The sequence below is a fragment of the Streptomyces sp. NRRL S-37 genome, from assembly GCF_000721605.1.
Taxonomy (GTDB): Bacteria; Actinomycetota; Actinomycetes; order Streptomycetales; family Streptomycetaceae; genus Streptomyces.
In genome coordinates, this window is sequence record NZ_JOIZ01000013.1 from 51334 (window position 1) to 70631 (window position 19298).

The following is a 19298-nucleotide window of genomic DNA, read 5'->3' on the forward strand; positions in this document are numbered from 1 at the left end:
GACGCCGACGCCCTCGGACCAGCCGACGCCGTCGGCGTCGTCGGAGAACGCCTTGCAGCGGCCGTCGGGCGACAGGCCGCGCTGGCGGGAGAACTCGATCAGGGAGGTCGGCGTGGACATCACGGTGACGCCGCCGGCCAGGGCGAGGGAGCACTCACCGGAGCGCAGGGCCTGCATCGCCCAGTGCAGGGCGACCAGGGAGGAGGAGCAGGCGGTGTCGACGGTGACCGCCGGGCCCTCCAGGCCGAGGGCGTAGGAGACCCGGCCGGAGGCGATGCTGGGCGCGGTGCCGCTGCCCTGGTGGCCCTCGAAGCGCTCGTCGGCGAGGACGGCGGAGTAGTCGCTGTACATGACGCCGGCGAAGACGCCGGTGCGGCTGCCGCGCAGGGAGACCGGGTCGATGCCGGCGTGCTCCACGGCGGTCCAGGACGCCTCCAGGAGCAGTCGCTGCTGGGAGTCGGTGGCCAGCGCCTCGCGGGGGCTCATGCCGAAGAAGCCGGGGTCGAAGTCGCCCGCGTCGTGCAGGAATCCGCCGTGGCGGGTGTACGAGGTGCCGGGGTGGTCGGGGTCCGGGTGGTACAGCGCGTCCAGGTCCCAGCCGCGGTTGACGGGCAGCCCGCCGACCGCGTCGGTGCCCTCGGTGACCAGGCGCCACAGGTCGTCGGGGGAGCTGACGCCGCCGGGGTAGCGGCAGCTCATGCCGACGATGACGATCGGGTCGTCGGCGCCGGCCGCCGGGGCGGCCGCCGGGGCGGCCGCGTCCGTGTCCGCGGCGCCGGTCAGCTCCTCCAGCAGGTGGGCGGCGAGCGCGGACACCGTGGGATGGTCGAAGACGACGGTGGCGGAGGTGCGCAGGCCGGTGACGGCGGCGAGCCGGTTGCGCAGCTCGACGGCGGTCAGGGAGTCGAAGCCGAGGTCCTGGAAGGCGCGTTCGGGGTCGATGTCGGTGGCGGAGGCGTGGCCGAGTACGGCGGCCACCTGGGCGCGCACCAGGTCGGTGACGGTCTCGGTGCGGGCCTCGGCGTCGAGCCGGGACAGTCGCCGGGTGAGGCCGAGGGCGGCCTCGGAGCCGGTGCGCACGGTGCGGCGGCGGGCCCGGATCAGTCCGCGCAGCAGCGGCGGCACCTCTCCCCCACCGCGCAGCGCGGCCAGGTCGAGCCGGACGGGCAGGACGGCCGCGCGGGGCAGGGCGAGGGCGGCGTCGAAGAGGGCCAGGCCCTCCTCGGGGGTGAGCGGAGGCGTGCCGGAGCGGGACAGGCGGTCCAGGTCGTGCTCGGTGAGTTCGCCGGTCATGCCGGTGCCGGGCGCCCAGGGGCCCCAGCCGAGGGAGAGCGCGGGCAGCCCCGAGGCGCGCCGGGTCGCGGCGAGCGCGTCGAGGAAGGCGTTGGCGGCGGCGTAGCCGGCCTGGGCGGGGGCGCCGGCGGTGCCGGCGAAGGAGGAGAAGACGACGAACGCGGCGAGGTCGAGGTCGCGCGTGGCCCGGTGCAGGTGCCAGACGGCGTCGGCCTTGGGCCGCAGGACGGCGGTGAGGCGGTCGGCGGTGAAGGACTCCACGAGCCCGTCGTCGAGGACGCCCGCGGTGTGCACCACGGCGGTGACGGGGTGGTCCTCGGGGACGGCGGCGAAGAGCGCGGAGACGGCGTCGGGGTCGGCGGCGTCGCAGGCCCGGAGGGTGACCTCGGCGCCCGACGCGCGCAGGGCGTCGGCGAGTTCGGCGGCGCCGGGGGCGTCGGGGCCGCGCCGGCCGGCGAGGAGCAGGTGCCGTACGCCGTGTGCGGCGACGAGGTGGCGGGCGAGGACGGCGCCCAGGCCGCCGGTGCCGCCGGTGATCACGACGGTGCCGTCGGGGTTCCAGGCGGGGGTGTCCCGTTCGGCGGGCGGGCGGACGCGGGTGAGGCGGGCGCCGAGGACCTCGCCGTCGCGGACGGCGGTCTGCGGTTCGTCGGCGGTGAGGGCGGCCTGGAGGGCGGAGGAGGGGTCGGCCGTGGACGCCGGGTCGAGGTCCAGCAGGCCGAAGCGGCCGGGGTGTTCGGTCTGCGCGGAGCGGACCAGGCCCCAGACGGCCGCGGCGGCGGGGTCGGTGACGCCGCCGCCGTCGGTGGCGACGGCGCCCCGGGTGACGAAGACCAGCCGGGAGCCGGACCGGGCCGGGGCGTCGAGCCAGTCCTTCAGGTGGCCGAGGGCGCGTGCGGTGACCTCGTGCACGGAGGCGGGCATCCGGTCGTCGCCCGCGCCGGCGACGGGGGCGAGCACCAGGTCCGGCGTCCCCTCGCCGGCGTCGGTGACCGTCGTGCCGGCGGCGGTCAGGGCGGCGGTGAGGCCGAAGTGGTCGCCGCCGAGCAGGCCCACGGCCGCCGGCGGAGCGGTGCCGTCGGCGGAGGCGGTGGTCCGGGTCCAGTCCAGGGCGAACAGCGCGTCCCGCTCCAGGCGGGAGGCGGCGGTGGCGCGGGCGTCCGGGGCGGTGCGCAGCACCAGGGAGGCCACGGAGGCGACGGGCGCGCCGGTGGTGTCGGCGACGGTGATCGACACGGCGTCGTCGCCGGCCGGGACGAGCCCCACGCGGGCCTCGGTGGCACCGCTCGCGTGCAGGGTGACGTCCTGCCAGGAGAACGGCAGGCCGCCGCGTCCGTCCTCGCCGAGCGGGGCGAAGGCGGTGGCGTGCAGGGCGGCGTCGAGGAGCGCGGGGTGGAGGCCGAAGGAGGGCGCGTCGCCGGCGGGTCCGGCGTCGAGGGCGACCTCGGCGAAGGTCTCCTCGCCGCGCCGCCACACCGCCCGCAGGCCGCGGAAGGCCGGGCCGTAGCCGAAGCCGGCGTCGGCGAGCGAGTCGTAGAAGCCGTCCAGGCCGACCGGTTCGGCGCCGGCCGGGGGCCACACGGTCGCGTCGAAGCCGTCCTCGTGGCGGGCGCCGGGGGCGAGGGTGCCGGTGGCGTGCCGGGTCCAGGGCAGTTCGTCGTCGCCGTCGGGGCGGGCGTAGAGGCTGAGGGCGCGGCGGCCGGTGTCGTCGGGGCCGGCGATCCACACCTGGACCTGGACGCCGCCGTCCTCGGGCAGGGCGAGCGGGGCGGCGAGGGTGAGGTCCTCGACGCGGTCGCAGCCGACCTCGTCGCCGGCCCGCACCGCCAGCTCCAGGAAGGCGGTGCCGGGCAGCAGGACGGTGCCGCGGACCGCGTGGTCGGCGAGCCAGGGGTGGGTGCGCACCGAGAGGCGGCCGGTGAGCAGCAGTCCGTCGGAGTTGGCGAGGGTGACGGCGGCGGCCAGCAGCGGGTGGTGGGCGGCGCCCAGGCCCGCGGCCCGTACGTCGCCGGCGGTCCCGGTGACGCCCTTGGGCCAGAAGCGGCGGTGCTGGAAGGCGTACGTCGGCAGGTCGGCGCGGCGGGCGCCGGTGCCCTCGAACCAGGTGTCCCAGCGCAGCGGCACGCCGTGCAGGTACAGGCCGGTGGCGGTCTCGGTGAGCGCGGTGGGCTCGGGGCGGTCCTTGCGCAGGGCGGGCAGGACGGCGGCGTCCTCGTGTCCGGCGGCGTCCAGGCAGGCGCGGGTGAGCGCGGACAGGGTGCCGTCGGGGCCGAGTTCGAGGAAGACGCCGGTGCCGTGGCCGGCCAGCCAGGAGACGCCGTCGGCGAAGCGGACGGCGTGGCGGACGTGGTCGGTCCAGTAGTCGGCGGAGGTGAGCTGTCCGACGGTGGCGGGCGTGCCGGTGAGGTTGGAGACCACGGGCAGCGCGGGGGCCTGCGGGCGCAGCCCGGCGACGGTCTCCCGGAACTCCGCGAGCATCGGCTCCATCAGCGGCGAGTGGAAGGCGTGCGAGACGCGCAGCCGGCGGGTGCGGCGGCCGAGCCCGTCGAAGTGGGCCGCCACGGCGTCGACGTCGTCGGCGGCGCCCGCGACGACCACGGCCAGGGGGCCGTTGAGGGCGGCGATCGACACCCGTTCGGCGCGCTCGGCGACCAGCGGGGCCACCTCGTCCTCGGTGGCCTCGACGGAGACCATGGCGCCGCCCTCGGGCAGCGCCTCCATCAGCCGGCCGCGGGCGGCGACCAGGGTGCAGGCGTCCTGGAGGGAGAAGACGCCCGCGACGTGCGCGGCGGTGATCTCGCCGACGGAGTGGCCGGTGACGTGGTCGGGGGTCAGGCCCCAGGACTCCACCAGCCGGTACAGGGCGACCTCGAGGGCGAAGAGGGCGGGCTGCGCGTATCCGGTGCGGTCGAGCAGGGCGGCCTCGGCGGTGCCCTCCTCGGCCAGCAGCAGGGGGCGCAGCGGGCGGTCGAGCAGGGTGTCGAGGTGGCCGAGGACCTCGTCGAGGGCGCGCGCGAAGACGGGGAAGCGGGCGTACAGGCCGCGGCCCATGCCGGGGCGCTGGGAGCCCTGGCCGGAGAAGAGCACGGCGAGCTTGGGGCGGCCGCGGGTGTGGCGGACGGTGAGGCCGGGCGCGTCCTCGCCGGCGGCGAACGCCGTGAGGGCGGTGAGGGCGGTGTCGCGGTCGGCGGCGGTGAGCGCGGCGCGGTGCTCGAAGGCGGAGCGGGTGGTGGCCAGGGCGTGGGCGGTGTCGAGGGCGGTGAGCGCGGGCCGGTCGCGGAGGTGGGTCAGCAGCCGGCCGGCCTGCTCGCGCAGGGCGTCGGTGGTGCGGCCGGACAGCAGCCAGGGCAGGACGCCGGGTTCGACGGCGGGGGCCGCGGGGGTCTCCTCGGCGGCGGGCTCCTCGGCGGGGGCTTCCTCGATGATGGTGTGCGCGTTGGTGCCGGACAGGCCGAAGGAGGAGATGCCGGCCCGGCGCGGGGCGTCGGCGCGGCGCGGCCACGGTGCGGGCTCGGTGAGGAGGCGGACGGCTCCCTCGGTCCAGTCGACGTGGGTGGACGGCCGGTCCACGTGCAGGGTGCGCGGGAGCAGGTCGTGGCGGAGCGCCATGACCGTCTTGATGACGCCGGCGACGCCGGCGGCGGCCTGGGTGTGGCCGATGTTCGACTTGACGGAGCCGAGGAGCAGCGGGCGCTCGGGGTCGCGGCCCCGGCCGTAGGTGGCGAGGAGGGCCTGCGCCTCGACGGGGTCGCCGAGGACGGTGCCGGTGCCGTGCGCCTCGACCGCGTCCACCTCGGCGGCGGAGAGGCGGGCGTTGACCAGGGCGGCCTCGATGACGCGCTGCTGGGAGGGGCCGTTGGGGGCGGTCAGGCCGTTGGAGGCGCCGTCCTGGTTGACGGCGGAGCCGCGGACGACGGCGAGGATCTCGTGGCCGTTGCGGCGGGCGTCGGAGAGGCGTTCCAGGACGAGGACGCCGGCGCCCTCGGACCAGCCGGTGCCGTCGGCGGCGTCGGCGAAGGACTTGCAGCGGCCGTCGCCGGCGAGGCCGCCCTGGCGGGCGAACTCGACGAACGTGGTGGGGCTCGCCATCACGGTGACACCGGCCGCCAGCGCCAGCGAGCACTCCCCCGCCCGCAGCGACTGCGCGGCCAGGTGCAGGGCGACCAGGGAGGACGAGCAGGCGGTGTCGACCGTCACAGCGGGGCCGACGGCGCCGTAGAAGTAGGAGAGCCGGCCGGACAGGATGCTGGTGGCGTTGCCGGTGAGCTGGAAGCCCTGGACGTCGTCGTCGGGGCCGACGCGGTAGTCCTGCGGCATGGCGCCGACGAACACGCCGGTACGGCTGCCGCGCACGCCGGACGGGTCGATCCCGGCGCGCTCGAAGGCCTCCCAGGAGGTCTCCAGGAGCAGGCGCTGCTGCGGGTCCATGGACAGGGCCTCGCGGGGCGAGATGCCGAAGAAGTCCGCGTCGAAGGCGGGCGCGTCGTGCAGGAAGCCGCCGGCGAAGTCGGCGGGCCCGTCGCCGATCGCGGTCTCCCAGCCGCGGTCGCCGGGCATGGGGGTGATGCCCTCCTCACCGGCGGCCAGCATCCGCCACAGGTCCTCGGGGCTGTTCACGCCGCCCGGGTAGCGGCAGCCCATGCCGACGATCGCGATGGGCTCGGTGGCCGCCGCCTCCAGCTCGCTCACCCGCTGCCGCGAACGCTTCAGGTCGGCGCTGGCTCGCTTGAGGTAGTCCCGGAGCTTCTGTTCCTTGTCCATGTCAACGCAACCCATCTGGAAGAAGACCGGCGGACGGCTGGTGGTCCGGCGGGGACACCGGGTGTTCGGGGCGGCCGTTCGGCGGGACGGCCGGGGTGTCGGAAGGAGGGAGGGGAGGAGGCGGGGCCGGCGGGGCGGGGCGGCCGGTGCGGGAGGTCACGCGCCGCGCGGGCCGGGCCGTACGCGGTGCCGGGGTCCGCCGGTCCGCGGCGGATCCCCGGCGCCGCGCCGGGCGGGGACCGCCGCGACGACTCCTCCGCACCACGCGCACCACGCGCGTGGTGCGCACACACTTCCGCAGACCATGGGCCCAGTCTCGGACGGCGCGTCTGCGGAAATCCCTAGTGTGTGACGCCGGGGGCGCGGGGCGGTCCGGCGGCCCAAGGGGCCTACCAGCTGCCGGCGGCGGCCACCAGCCGGCTGTAGTCGCGGTCGCGGGAGGCCTGGCGCAGGTCGGACTCGACCATCATGCGCATCAACTGCTCGAAGTCGACGTCGGGTTCCCAGCCCAGCTCCTTGCGGGCGTTGGCCGAATCCGCGCACAGCGTCTCGACCTCGGCGGGCCGCACCAGGCCGGGGTCGACCACGACGTGGTCGCGCCAGTCGAGGCCCACGTGCTCGAAGGCGATGCGTGCCGCGTCGCGCACGGTGTGCATCCGCCCGGTGCCCACGACGTAGTCGCCGGGCTCGTCCTGCTGGAGCATCAGGTGCATGGCGCGCACGTAGTCGCCGGCGAACCCCCAGTCGCGCTCGGCGTCCAGGTTGCCGAGGCTGACCTTGTCCATCAGGCCCAGCTTGATCTGGGCCACCGCCAGGGTGATCTTCCGGGTCACGAACTCGGCGCCGCGGCGCGGGGACTCGTGGTTGAAGAGGATCCCGGAGACGCCGTACATCCCGAACGACTCGCGGTAGTTGCGGGTGATGTAGTGGCCGAAGGTCTTGGCCACGCCGTAGGGGCTGCGGGGGTGGAACCTGGTCGTCTCGCTCTGCGGGCTCTCGGCGACCTGGCCGAACATCTCCGAGGACGACGCCTGGTAGAAGCGGATCTGGCCCCGGGGACCGCCGCCGGAGGACCTGCCGAGTCCGCTGACCATGCGGATGGCCTCGAGCATGCGCAGCACGCCGGTGCCGTTGACCTCGGTGACCAGTTCGGGCTGCTGCCAGGACATGGGGACGAAGGAGATCGCCCCCAGGTTGTAGACCTCGTCCGGCTGGACCAGGTCGACCGCGGAGACCAGGCTTCCCTGGTCCATCAGGTCGCCGTCCACGAAGGACAGGCCGGGGATCAGCTCGGCGATCCGGTCCTTCCGCGGGTTGGCCTGCCCACGGCAGAGCCCCCACACCCGGTACCCCTGGCTCAGCAGGTGTTCCGCCAGGTACGAGCCGTCCTGTCCGGTGATTCCGGTGATCAGTGCGCGCTTGGACATCTTCTCTCTTTCCACCGCCACGGAGAGGACCGGTCGGCGGGAGTCCGCACCGTGTCCGCGGACCGGAAGCGGCGGCATCCGGCGCGGGACGCGCACCGGCCGTCGCACCGGCCGGAGGGCCGGTCCTGCCGCATACCGGGGACGCACGGCCTGCGCTGACTCACGAGCCGTCCTCGTGGCAGCCATGCAAACACCGAAACGGCTAAGGAATTTCCGAGTCTTCGGAGGACCGGGCGCGGGGCCTTCGCCGGCTCACCGGTCGTCCTGCACCACTCCACGCGTGGAGAAGCTGACCGGTGTGCCGGACGGGAGATCCCCGGGAGGGATGCCCGGGTGGTGTCCCCCGGGCGGCGGCGCGGGGACGGTACGGGGCCCGAGGGCGAGCCGCGAGACGATGCGGTACCGGTCTCCCCGGTAGAGCGAGTGGACGTACTCGACCGGGCGGTCGCCGGTGTCGGTGGTGAGGCGTTCGAACAGCAGAGCGGGCGACAGTTCGGGCACCTCGAGCAGCTCCGCCTCCGCGCGGGTCACCACGGTGGGCTCGATGGACTGCACCGCCTCACCGACCCGCACGCCGTGGCGGTCGCGGAAGTGCTCGTACAGATCGCCCTGTTCCAGTTCCTCCCTGGTCAGCTCCGGCACGAGGTCCGCCGGGACGTGCAGGTACTCGATGGCCATGGGCGAGCCGTCGACCAGCCGGAGGCGGGCCACGTACCGGATCCGCGCCGCGGGCGAGACGCGCAGCCTGCGGCCCACCCGCGCGCCGGCCGGCAGGGTACGGAGTTCCAGGACCCGGCTGGTCCACACGCCGCCGGCCCGCGGCACGGCGAGGGAGCCCCGCGCGGAGACCAGTTCCTGGGTGATCTTCTCGGCGGCGACGAACATGCCGCGGCCGTGCTCGCGCACCAGCAGTCCCGCGACCACGAGTTCGTCCACGGCGGCGCGCAGCGTGGGCCGGGACACGCCGAGCCGGGCGCACAGGCTGCGTTCCGAGGGGATGGCGTCACCGGGGCGCCGGGCCTCGATGAGCTCGAGGATCGCGTCGCGGACCCGTTCGCGCTTGAGCACGGCGCGCGAGGCGGCGGGATCGATCTCCATGCGGGACCCTCGTTCGTCGTCGGACCGGCGGGTCGTCGTGGCACTGGTACGGCTTCGACCGTAACTGGTCCGCCGCCCGAGGGGGACTGTCGGGGAACATCGATTTCCTTTCCTGCCAGGAGGGTTGACGGCCACATTGGTCTATGCCACCTTCGTTCGACATCGACTGGTAAAGCCTCGGGGGCCGACTGGTCAATCCCGAGGACCGTGCGTGTACCGCCGCTCGCCGTCCGTCCGCGACCGCGCGTGTCCCGCGAAGGTCCGGGCCGCCCCTCGCGCTCCACGGCGCGCGGCGGCACCCGCACACGCCGCACAGACGATCCACCGTGCGCCACCCCCACAGAAAAGGAACACGGATGAGCACTCGTCCCCTCTGCCGCCGCACCCACGCGGCACTCGCGCTGACCGCCCTGCTCGGCGGCACCGCCCTGGCCGGCCTCCCCGCCACCACCGCCGCCGCCGCGGACGGCGCCGTCACCGTGCAGTACCGCACCAGCGCGGGCGGAGCCACCGCCGACCAGAGCGAGCCCTGGCTCAAGGTCCGCAACACGGGCTCCACGACCGTGCAGTTGAGCCAGGTGAAGGTCCGCTACTACTTCAAGGCGGACGCCCCGAACGCCACGTACCGCTTCGCCTGTTCCTGGGCGGTCAGGGGCTGCTCCGCCGTCACCGGCACGTTCGGCACGCTCGCGCACCCCACCGCGACCGCCGACCGCTATCTGGAGATCGGTTTCACCCCGGCCGCCGGCTCCCTGGCGCCCGGCGCCGACACCGGGGACATGCAACTGCGCTTCTACCAGGCCAACTGGCAGACGCTCAGGCAGAGCGACGACTACTCCTTCGACGGCGCCCGGACCTCGTACGCCGACTGGAACAAGGTCACCGCCCAGCTCGCCGGCACCACGGTGTGGGGCACGGCTCCCGAGGGCAACGACCCCACCGATCCGACCGATCCCACGGACCCGACCGACCCGCCGGGCGGCGGCCAGACCCTGTTCGACGACTTCGACTACACCTCGCACACCGACCCGGCGATCTCCGCGCACGGCTGGAGCGTGCGGTCCAACTCCGGCGGCCCCGGCGTGCCCGGCGCGGCCTGGGACCCGTCCAAGGTCACCTTCAGCACCTCGGGCGGCAACTCGGTGATGAACCTGGAGACCTCCACCGCCGGCACCGGCGCCTCCACCGTCCACACCGAAGTCCTCACCAAGAGCATGAAGTTCAGAAACGGCACCTACGCCGCCCGGGTGCGGTTCTCCGACACCCCGAAGTACGGTCCCGACGGCGACCGCGTCGTGCAGACCTTCTTCACCATCAACGACCTCAAGGCCCCCATGGCCGACGACTACGCCGAGTACGACTTCGAGTACCTGCCCAACGGCGGCTGGGGCGAGCCCTCGAACATCCTCTACACGACCTCCTGGGAGACCTACAACCCCGACCCCTGGCAGGCCGTCAACCAGCACACCGAGAGCCGGCGCAGCTTCGCCGGCTGGCACGACCTGGTGGTGACCATCGACGACAGCGCCATCACCTACTACGTCGACGGTCAGCACTTCGGCACGCACGACGCCGCGTATCTGCCGGAGCGCCCGATGTCGATCAACTTCAACCAGTGGCTGATCGACCTCCAAGGCCAGACGTCGACCGCACCCCGCGCCTACGACCAGCAGGTCGACTACGTGCTGCACGTCAAGGACCAGGTGCTCACCCCCGCCCAGGTGACCGCGAAGATCAACGCCTACCGAGGCGCCGGCACGTCCTTCGTGGACGAGGTCCCCGCACCCTGACGGCCTGAGCCCGGCCGGGGCCCCTCACCGGGGCCCCGGCCGCGTCCGGGCGGGCTTCCCCCCGAGTTCACGTGATCTTCGTCAAGGGCTTCCGCCGTCGAGCCCGAAAGGCTGGACTGTAGGACGCGGCCCGACCGGGGCCGCACGCAGACAACGTTGTCACACCTACCGGAAGCAGGGATGCCCACGCCATGCGGAACGCCACCGGACCCCATCCGCCGACGCCCCCGCCGGGCCGGCGCAGACTCCTCGCCGCCGCGCTGATCCTCGGCACCCTGGTCGCCGGGCTCACGCCCGTCACGGGCGCCGCCGCCAAGGGCCGCGACATCGCCGCGTTCGACGCCGTCGACCCGTTCATCGGCACCCGGCTGGACACCTCCCAGAACAAGGGCAACAGCGCGTACGGCAACACCTGGCCGGGCGCCACGGTGCCGTTCGGCATGGTGCAGTCCTCCCCCACCACGTACCGCTCCTCGGACGGGGACCAGAAGGGCGGTTACGAGTACACGGCCGACAGGATCCGCGGCTTCGGCATGACCCGGCTCTCCGGGACCGGCTGCGAGGGCCGGTACAGCGGCTTCGACTTCCCCGTCCTGCCCTACACCGGCGACCTCACCGACGGCGCCCTGCCGTCCAGCCCGGCCGACAAGGTCACCGACTACTACGTCGGCTTCGACCACGCCGACGAGAAGGCCGACCCCGGCTACTACTCCGTGGACCTCGCCAACGGCGTGGAGACGGAGCTGACGGCCACCACCCGCACCGCCGTGAGCCGCTTCGACTTCCCCTCGGACGGCACCTCGACGCTGCTGTTCGACGTGGCCGGCTCCAACAACCGGGTCTTCGGCAGCGAGGTGAAGGTCGACGGCGACACCGTCAGCGGCTGGGTGGAGACCGCCTCGGTGTGCGACGAGGGCGGACGCTACCGGGCCTACTTCTCGACCACGTTCGACCGGCCCGTCAAGGCCCACGGCACCTGGCAGGGCTCGGACGTACGGCCGGGATCGGCCGCCGCCTCCGGTGGTGACACCCAGCACGGGGCGGGCGCCTACCTCGTCTTCGACCGGGGCGCGAAGGTCACCGCGAAGACCGGCCTCAGCTATGTGAGCGTCGCGGGCGCGGCCCGCAACGCGGCCGACGAGACCCGCGGCCGGAGCTTCGACCGGGTCCGCGCGCGGACCGCCCGCGTGTGGCGGGACGCGCTCGGCACGGTGGACGCGGACGGCGGCACCCGGGACGAGCGGGTGAAGTTCTACACCGCGCTCTACCATGCGCTGCTCCATCCGAACGTCTTCGACGACGTGAACGGCGAGTACCGCGGCTACGACGGCGAGCTCCACCGGGTCGCCGAGGGCCGCCACCACTACGTCACCTATGCCGGCTGGGACACCTACCGCAGCCAGGCCCAGCTGATCGCGCTGCTGTTCCCCGAGGTCGGCAGCGACATCAACCAGTCGATCACCGACATGGTGCGCCAGACCGGCAGCTGGCCCAACTGGCCGCACCTGAACCAGGCGCAGCAGAAGATGAGCGGCGACTCGCTGCAATCGGTGGTCGCCTCGATCGACGCGTTCGGCAGCACGGACTACGACCGGCGGGCCGCGCTGGAGTCGATGAAGTCGACGCAGGACCTGCCCGCCGACTCCACGCTGCGGCGGCACGCCTACCAGTACGCGACCGTCGGCTTCATCGAGAACCGCAAGGGCGACTCGGCGACGTCGAAGACGCTCGAGTACGCCGTCGACGACTTCGGCATCGCCCAGCTCGCCCGGCGCCTCGGCGACCGGGAGACGTACGACCGGTACATGGTCCGGGCGCAGAACTGGCAGAACGTGTTCGACGAGGCCAGTGACCACATCCGCCCCCGTGACCGTACGGGCTTCGACCGGGGGTTCGATCTCGGTGAGCGGGGCGACCAGTTCGAGCAGGCGACCGGTTACCAGTACGGCTGGATGGTCCCGCACAACGTGGGCGCGCTCATCGAGAAGCGGGGCGGCGTCGAGGCCACCACCAGGGCGCTGGACGACCACACCCGTGAGCTCGACGCCGGCGTGTACAACACCTCGGGCGCGTATCTGAGCAACCAGCCCAGCTTCACCATGCCGTTCGTCCACAACTGGCTGCGGCGGCCGCACCGTACGGCGGACGTGCTGCGCCGCGCGGTGGACGAGATGTACGACACCACGCCCTCGGGGCTGCCCGGCAACGACGACCTCGGTTCGCTGAGCAGCTGGTACGTGTGGGCGAACATCGGGCTCTTCCCCGCCGTCCCCGGCACCGCCGACCTGGTGGTGAGCGGCCCGATGTTCGACCGGGTCGTGGTGGACAGCGCCGACAGCCGGCGCAGGATCGTCCTCGACGCGCCGCGCGCCGACGAGGCACCGTACGTGAGCTCGTTGAAGGTGAACGGCCGGGCCACCACCCGTTCCTGGCTCCCCGCGGAGTTCACCCGCGAGGGCGGCAGGCTCGGTTTCCGGATGTCGGAGACACCCGGCACCTGGGGCACCCGCGCGGGGGACGTCCCCCCGTCGCACACGGACGGCACGGACGCCCGGAACAACATCGGCACCACTCCCGACGGCCGGGGGAACCTCGGCTCCCTCGACCTCAGCGACAACTCCCTGTCCCGGGAGCGGCTGGCGGCGGCCGGGGCGGCGCCGGGCGCGAAGCTCGCGCTGGGCGGCACCGGTGTCGAGTTCACCTGGCCGGACACCGAGCCCGGGGAGCCCGACAACTGGATCCCGCACGGCCAGCGCATCCCCCTGGACGGGACGCCGGCGACCGGGATCTCCTTCCTGGGGCTGGCCACCAACGGGCCCTCGCAGGGCACCGCGGTGGTCGAGTACACCGACGGCTCCACCCAGCCGGTGCCGGTGCGGTTCACGGACTGGACCCCCGGGACGAACCACCAGTTCGGCAACGAGCCGCTGGTGACCACCACGGGACGCAACCGGGCCGCGGGCGGCGCCGACACCGTGCAGACCAAGGTGTTCGCCACCCGTCCGCAGCTGCTGGACCCGGCGAAGCGGGTGGCCGCCGTCGTCCTGCCGCAGGGCACCGACCGGGGCGTCATGCACGTGTTCGACGTGGCGCTCACCGACAATCCGGATCTCGAGGTTCCCGGTTCCGCCCCGGAGCGGATCGTCCTGACGCCGACCGGGAAGCCGGAGACGTCCCAGGCCGTCACCTGGCGTACGGCGGCGGCGTTCACCTCGGGCGAGGTGCGGGTCCGTGAGGCCGGCACCGCACCGTGGCGGACCGTGGCCGCCCGCGCGAACGAGGAGCTGACCTCGGACGGCGAGCGGACCCGCACCCACTCCGCGGTCCTCGACCGCCTCTCCCCCGGCACCGCGTACGAGTACCAGGTCGGCACCGGCGACCGGTTCAGCCCGGTGTACCGGTTCACCACCGCCCGGCCCGCCGGCGAGGACTTCACCTTCCTGTACTTCGGCGACGCGCAGAACGAGCTGTCGGCGAAGTGGGCGCCGGTGGTGAAGCAGGCGTACGCGCGCTATCCCGACGCCGTCGGCAGCGTCAACGCCGGAGACCTGGTGAACTCCTCGGGCAACGACAGCGAGTGGCGCGACTGGTTCGGGGCGATGGACGGCTACAGCCAGACGACCAACGTCATCGCCGCGCCCGGCAACCACGAGTACTCGGGGGACACCTTCCTCAAGAAGTGGAAGTCGACGTTCGAGTACCCGGGCAACGGGCCGAGCGTCTCGACGGCCGAGGACGACACCCCGGCCGGGCGGCAGCGCGCCGCCTACGAGGCGCACATGGCGAAGGCGCTCGCCGAGACCGCGTACTACACCGACTACCAGGGGGTGCGGTTCGTCTCCCTCAACGCGAGCACGGGTGACGCCCGCTCGCTGATGACGCCGGACGACCTCCCGGAGTGCAGTGAGAACTGCCCCGACCCCGAGAAGCTCTGGCTCGGCATGCAGAGCAGGTGGCTGGACCACATCCTCGAGGACAATCCCAGCAAATGGGCGGTGGCGGTGTTCCACCAGCCGGTGTTCTCCGGGGCCGAGGGCCGCGACGAGAAGGCGGTGCGGGACGCCTGGCTGCCGGTGTTCCAGCGCGGCGACATCGACCTGGTGCTGATGGGACACGACCACGTGTACGCGCGCGGGTACGTCGACTCCGACGCCACCGCCACGCCCGGCGTGACCACCGGCCCCGTCTACACGGTCGCCGTCTCCGGGCCGAAGTACTACGAGCTCGCCCCCGAGGACGACAACGTGTGGACCCGCAACGGGGCGACCCAGGTGGTGCGCGCCGGACACACCTCCACCTTCCAGGGGATCAAGGTCACGAAGGACACGATCCGCTACGAGGCGGTCGTCGCCGCGAAGTGGGACGACCGGTCCACCACGGACAAGGAGCCCGGGGAGGTACTGGACTCCTTCACCATCACCAAGTACGACGACGGCACGAAGTACGTGACCGAGGACGGGGTGCCCGTACCGCCCGCCCCGGCCGCCGGCCGCTGACCCGCGGCCCTCGCCGTGAGGCTCCGCTCGCCCCAGGCCGAGCGGGGCCTTACTTGCCTGCGGCGGGCGACCGGCGCAGGCTGGTCCCATGGGTGCGGGCCCGACGCTCATCACCTCCGTGCAGCGCGCCTTCCGGCTGCTGGAGGCGGCGGGCGCCCATGAGAACGGCGCGCCGGCGAAACAGCTGGCGCGGGAGACGGGGCTGCCCCTGGCCACGGCCTACCACCTGCTGCGCACGCTGGTGCACGACGGGTATCTGCGCAAGCTGGACGACGGCGGATTCGTCCTGGGCGACCGGTTCCAGACCTTGCACACGACGGGCCGCGGCCAGGCGCTGCTCAGCCGGGTCCGGCCGGCGCTCGCCGCGCTGCGGGACGAGCTGTCCACCGCCGCCTACCTCACCTTCTACGAGGACGGTGAGATCCGCGTCGCCGAGATCGTCGACAGCCCCCGCACCCCGCGGGCCGAGCTGTGGGTGGGGTTCGAGGACGCCGGGCACGCCACCGCGCTGGGCAAGTCGGTGCTCCGGGAGCTCGACGACGAGGCGCGCAAGGAGTACCTCTCCCGGCACCCCCTCAACGACCTCACCCCGCGGACGATCACCACGGCCGAGGAGCTGGTGCGCCGGCTGGAGAGCAGCGACCTGGCGCCGGCCGTCGCCGACCTGGAGGAGTACTCCCTGGGCACCGTCTGTGTCGCGGTGCCGGTCTACAGCGGGGACACCCTGGGCTCGCTCGGTGTCTCCATGCCGAAGGACCGGCTGCACCGGCTCGACGAGGTGCGCGAACGCCTCCTGCCGACCGCCGGGCGGGTGACCCGGGGACTGTCGTTCACTATCTGAAAAGCACACCCTTGTGACGTTCGCAACGATCATCTTTCCTGAATAAGTCAGACATTACGGACGCGCGCACGCCGCGCAAAGGTGAGGACTGCGGACGACACATGAGTCACGCCCGTCAGCATGGACGCGACCACTGGCCGATACGGCAGTACAAGCGGGGGGTCCGCCACACGTGGTCGCCCCGGGCGCGGGCCGCCGCGCACTGGGCCGCCGGCACGCCCGCCCTCTCCGTACTGATCGTCTTCCTCGTCGTGTTCGTCGACCTCGTCGGCGGAACGGGCAAGGTCTGGCTGCCGCTGCTCGCCGCCGGGCCGGCGCTGGCGGCGGCCACCAGCCGGCCGGCCGGGGTCCTCGGGGTGGGTCTCCTCGCCTCCCTCCTCGGCGCGGCGATCGGCGCCCGGCACGGCATGGCGGCCTCGGAGCTGGCCGTCGTACTCGCCGCGCTGGTGACCGTCGCCCTGGCCGGCACGCTCGCCAGCGCCCTGCGGGAACGCCGCGAACGGGTGCTCGCCGCCGTCCGTTCCGTCGCGGAGACCGCGCAGCACGCCCTGCTCCTGCCGGTCCCGGAGACCGTCGGCCCGTTCCAGACGGCGGTCCACTACAGCGCCGCCGCGGCGGAGGCCCGGATCGGCGGCGACCTCTACGCCCTCATCCCCACCCCGTACGGGGTCAGGATGATCGTCGGCGATGTGCGCGGCAAGGGGCTGCCGGCCGTGGGGACGGCCGCGCTCGTGCTCGGTGTCTTCCGGGAGGCCGCCTACGACGAGCCCGATCTGCTGGACGTCGTCTGCCGGATCGAACGGAGCCTGGCCCGCAACCTCGGCCACGACGACTTCGTCACCGCCGTGGTCGCCGGCTACCCGGAGCCGGGGCGGCTGGAGGTGGTCAACTGCGGACACGCTCCCCCGCTGCTGGTCCGCGGCACCGAGGTGGTGCCGGTGGACCCCGACCACCCGGCGCCGCCCCTGGGGCTGCGCGCCCTGTCGGGCGAGTCCCCCGGCCTCCAGGTGGTGTCCTTCACCGAGGGGGACCAGCTGCTGTTCTACACCGACGGGGTCACGGAGGCCCGCGACGCCGGCCGCGCGTTCTACCCGCTGGCCGAGGGCCTGGCCCGGCACCTGTGCGACGAGCCGGCCCGCACGCTCGCCGCGCTGCACCAGGAACTGCTGGACCACGTGGGCGGCCGACTGCACGACGACGCGGCACTGCTCCTGCTGCGCAAGCCCCCCGCCACCGCCGGGGCGGCGGACGCGGCCTCCCCCGTCGTCCTGCCGCTCACGACACGACCGGAACCGGACGCCGACGGCACCTCCGACGACCGCGAAGGCGCCGCCTAGCGCGGCCGGTCCGTCAGGGCCGCTGGGCGGCGATCATGCGGCGGTACCAGTGGTAGCTGTCCTTCGGGGTGCGCTCCTGCGTGTCGTAGTCGACCCGGACGATGCCGAAGCGCTTGTCGTAGCCGAAGGCCCACTCGAAGTTGTCGAGCAGCGACCACACGTAGTAGCCGCGCACGTCCACGCCGGCGTCGATCGCGGCCCGCAGCGCGGTGAGGTGGTCGCGCAGGTACGCCACCCGGTCGGTGTCGTGCACGGCGCCGTCCGCGTCCGCCTCGTCGTCCTCGGCGGAGCCGTTCTCGGTGATGTGCACCGGCGGCAGGGCGTCGCCGTACTGCTCCTTCAGGTCCACCAGGAGGTCGGTGAAGGTGTCCGGGGCCACCGGCCAGCCCATCGCGGTGTGCCGGACGCCGGGCATCGCCGTCTCGGCGTAGCGGTTGTCGGTCGCCACGCGCAGGGCGGGGTCGTCCTCCCGGTACGGGGCGTCGGCGACGACGATCGGGCGGTAGTAGTTGACGCCGAGGAAGTCCAGCGGCTGCGAGATCAGCTCCAGGTCGCCGTCGCGGCGGAAGTCCTGTCCGGTGATCAGCTCGCCCCAGGTGTCCTCCTCGGTGTCCGGGTAGCGCCCGGCGAGGATCGGCTCCGTCCACACCAGGTTGTGCAGGGTGTCGGCGCGTACGACGGCCTCCCGGTCGGCGGCGGAGCCGGTGGCGGGCAGGTGGTGGTCGAGGTTGAGGGTGATGCCGACCTCGCGGACCCCGGCGGACCGGAGCGCCCGGACGGCGAGTCCGTGGCCGACCAGCAGGTGGTGGGCGGCGGCCAGGGCGCCCCGGCCCTCGCGGGCGCCCGGCGCGTGGCGGCCCACCGAGTAGCCGAGGAAGGCGCTGCACCACGGCTCGTTGAGGGTGATCCAGCGGGGCACCCGGTCGCCCAGGCGCTCGGCGACGACGGCCGTGTACTCGGCGAACCGCTCGGCGGTCTCCCGCACCCGCCAGCCGCCCCGGTCCTCCAGGGCCTGCGGGAGGTCCCAGTGGTAGAGGGTGGCGGCGGGCTCGATGCCGGCGGCGAGGAGTTCGTCGACCAGGCGGGAGTAGAAGTCCAGGCCCTTGGGGTTCACCGGCCCTGTGCCGTCGGGCACGATGCGCGGCCAGGCGATCGAGAAGCGGTACGAGCCGACGCCGAGGTCGCGCAGCAGGGCCACGTCCTCGGGGTAGCGGTGGTAGTGGTCGCAGGCGGTGTCACCGGTGTCGCCGTTCGCGACCAGGCCGGGGGTGTGGCTGTAGGTGTCCCAGATCGACGGGCCGCGGCCGTCCTCGTATGCCGCGCCCTCGATCTGGTACGAGGCGGTCGCGGCGCCGAAGACGAAGCCGGGCGGGAAACGGGGGAAGTCGTTCATGTGGTGCGCGTCCATCTCGGTGTGTGCGGTGATCACTTGACGGAGCCCCCGGTGATGCCGGCGGCGATGTACTTCTGGGCGAGGACGAGCAGGATCGCGGCCGGGACGGCGGAGAGCACGGACGCGGCCATCACGGCGCCCCAGTCGCCGACGTGGGCGCCGATGTACTGGTAGATGCCCAGCGTGATCGGCTTGACGTCGTCGGTGGTGTTCAGGGTGAGCGCGAACATGAAGTCGCTCCACGAGAACAGGAACGCGAACAGGCCGGAGGTGATCAGCGAGTTGCGGCTCATCGGCAGCACCACCCGCAGGAAGACCCGGACCGGACCGGCGCCGTCGATCTCGGCGGCCTCGATGACCTCGCCCGGGATGGACACCATGAAGGAGCGCATGAGGACGATGGAGAACGGGATGCCGAGCGAGGCGTCCGCGAGCATCAGGCCGAAGTAGGAGTTCACCAGGCCCAGGTCGACGTAGGAGTTGTAGAGGGCGTTGGCGATGACGATGCCCGGCACCATCTGGGTGATCAGGGTGCCGAAGACGATGGTGCGCGAGCCGCGCAGGCCGAACCGGGCCAGGCCGTAGGCGGCCGGGGCGGAGATGGCCAGGCAGATGGCGACGGCGCCGAACGAGACCAGCAGCGAGGTCAGCAGGTGACCGCCCTGGTCGGTGACGGCCTTGGAGAACCCGGAGAGGTCCAGGCTGCCGGGCACCGGGTCGACCTGGAGCAGGCCGGACTCGGACTGGAGCGCCGTGTTGAGCATCCAGTACAGCGGGAACAGCATCACGCCCAGGATCAGCACACCGGCGACGGTGGAGCCCCAGCGGCGCCGGGACGCGGCGGGAGTGTGAGCGGCCATGT

General features: G+C 73.5%; 9 protein-coding genes (1 of these 9 running past the window's edge). 4 read left to right on the plus strand and 5 right to left on the minus strand.

Annotated elements, in window-relative coordinates:
• The 3 genes from IH50_RS0119320 to IH50_RS0119330 all read right to left on the minus strand — a co-directional run.
• On the minus strand, positions 1-6054 hold the 5' end (the start) of the coding sequence (locus IH50_RS0119320) for a type I polyketide synthase (protein WP_030863445.1). It extends 22551 nt beyond the left edge of the window; only the first 6054 of its 28605 coding nucleotides appear in the window; it begins with the start codon at positions 6052-6054; its stop codon lies beyond the left edge, outside the window.
• Positions 6055-6443: 389 nt separating this feature from the next.
• On the minus strand, positions 6444-7481 hold the full coding sequence (locus tag IH50_RS0119325; protein ID WP_030863447.1) for a GDP-mannose 4,6-dehydratase: 1038 nt from the start codon (positions 7479-7481) through the stop codon (positions 6444-6446).
• 252 nt (positions 7482-7733) lie between these two features.
• On the minus strand, positions 7734-8579 hold the full coding sequence (locus tag IH50_RS0119330) for a GntR family transcriptional regulator (RefSeq protein ID WP_030863450.1): 846 nt from the start codon (positions 8577-8579) through the stop codon (positions 7734-7736).
• Between the two features lie 356 nt (positions 8580-8935).
• Between IH50_RS0119330 and IH50_RS0119335 the strand changes: the two genes are divergently transcribed.
• From IH50_RS0119335 to IH50_RS0119350, 4 genes are all read left to right on the plus strand, one after another.
• Entirely contained in the window at positions 8936-10369 is a 1434-nt protein-coding gene (locus IH50_RS0119335) for a cellulose binding domain-containing protein (protein ID WP_030863453.1), read from the plus strand.
• A 191-nt stretch (positions 10370-10560) separates the two neighbouring features.
• Positions 10561-14865: a GH92 family glycosyl hydrolase gene (locus tag IH50_RS0119340; protein ID WP_030863457.1), complete on the plus strand. Its 4305-nt coding sequence runs from the start codon at positions 10561-10563 to the stop codon at positions 14863-14865.
• Between the two features lie 88 nt (positions 14866-14953).
• Positions 14954-15706, plus strand: a complete 753-nt coding sequence (locus IH50_RS0119345; protein ID WP_030863458.1) for an IclR family transcriptional regulator — start codon at positions 14954-14956, stop codon at positions 15704-15706.
• Between the two features lie 101 nt (positions 15707-15807).
• On the plus strand, positions 15808-17043 hold the full coding sequence (locus tag IH50_RS0119350) for a PP2C family protein-serine/threonine phosphatase (protein WP_078914032.1): 1236 nt from the start codon (positions 15808-15810) through the stop codon (positions 17041-17043).
• 13 nt (positions 17044-17056) lie between these two features.
• Here the strand turns inward: IH50_RS0119350 and IH50_RS0119355 are convergent, their stop codons facing one another.
• Together IH50_RS0119355 and IH50_RS0119360 are read right to left on the minus strand one after the other, a co-directional pair.
• Positions 17057-18436: a GH1 family beta-glucosidase gene (locus IH50_RS0119355; RefSeq protein ID WP_030863463.1), complete on the minus strand. Its 1380-nt coding sequence runs from the start codon at positions 18434-18436 to the stop codon at positions 17057-17059.
• Positions 18437-18468: 32 nt separating this feature from the next.
• Complete coding sequence (locus IH50_RS0119360) at positions 18469-19296, minus strand: carbohydrate ABC transporter permease (RefSeq protein WP_030863465.1); 828 nt, start codon at positions 19294-19296, stop codon at positions 18469-18471.
• Positions 19297-19298 lie beyond the last annotated feature (2 nt).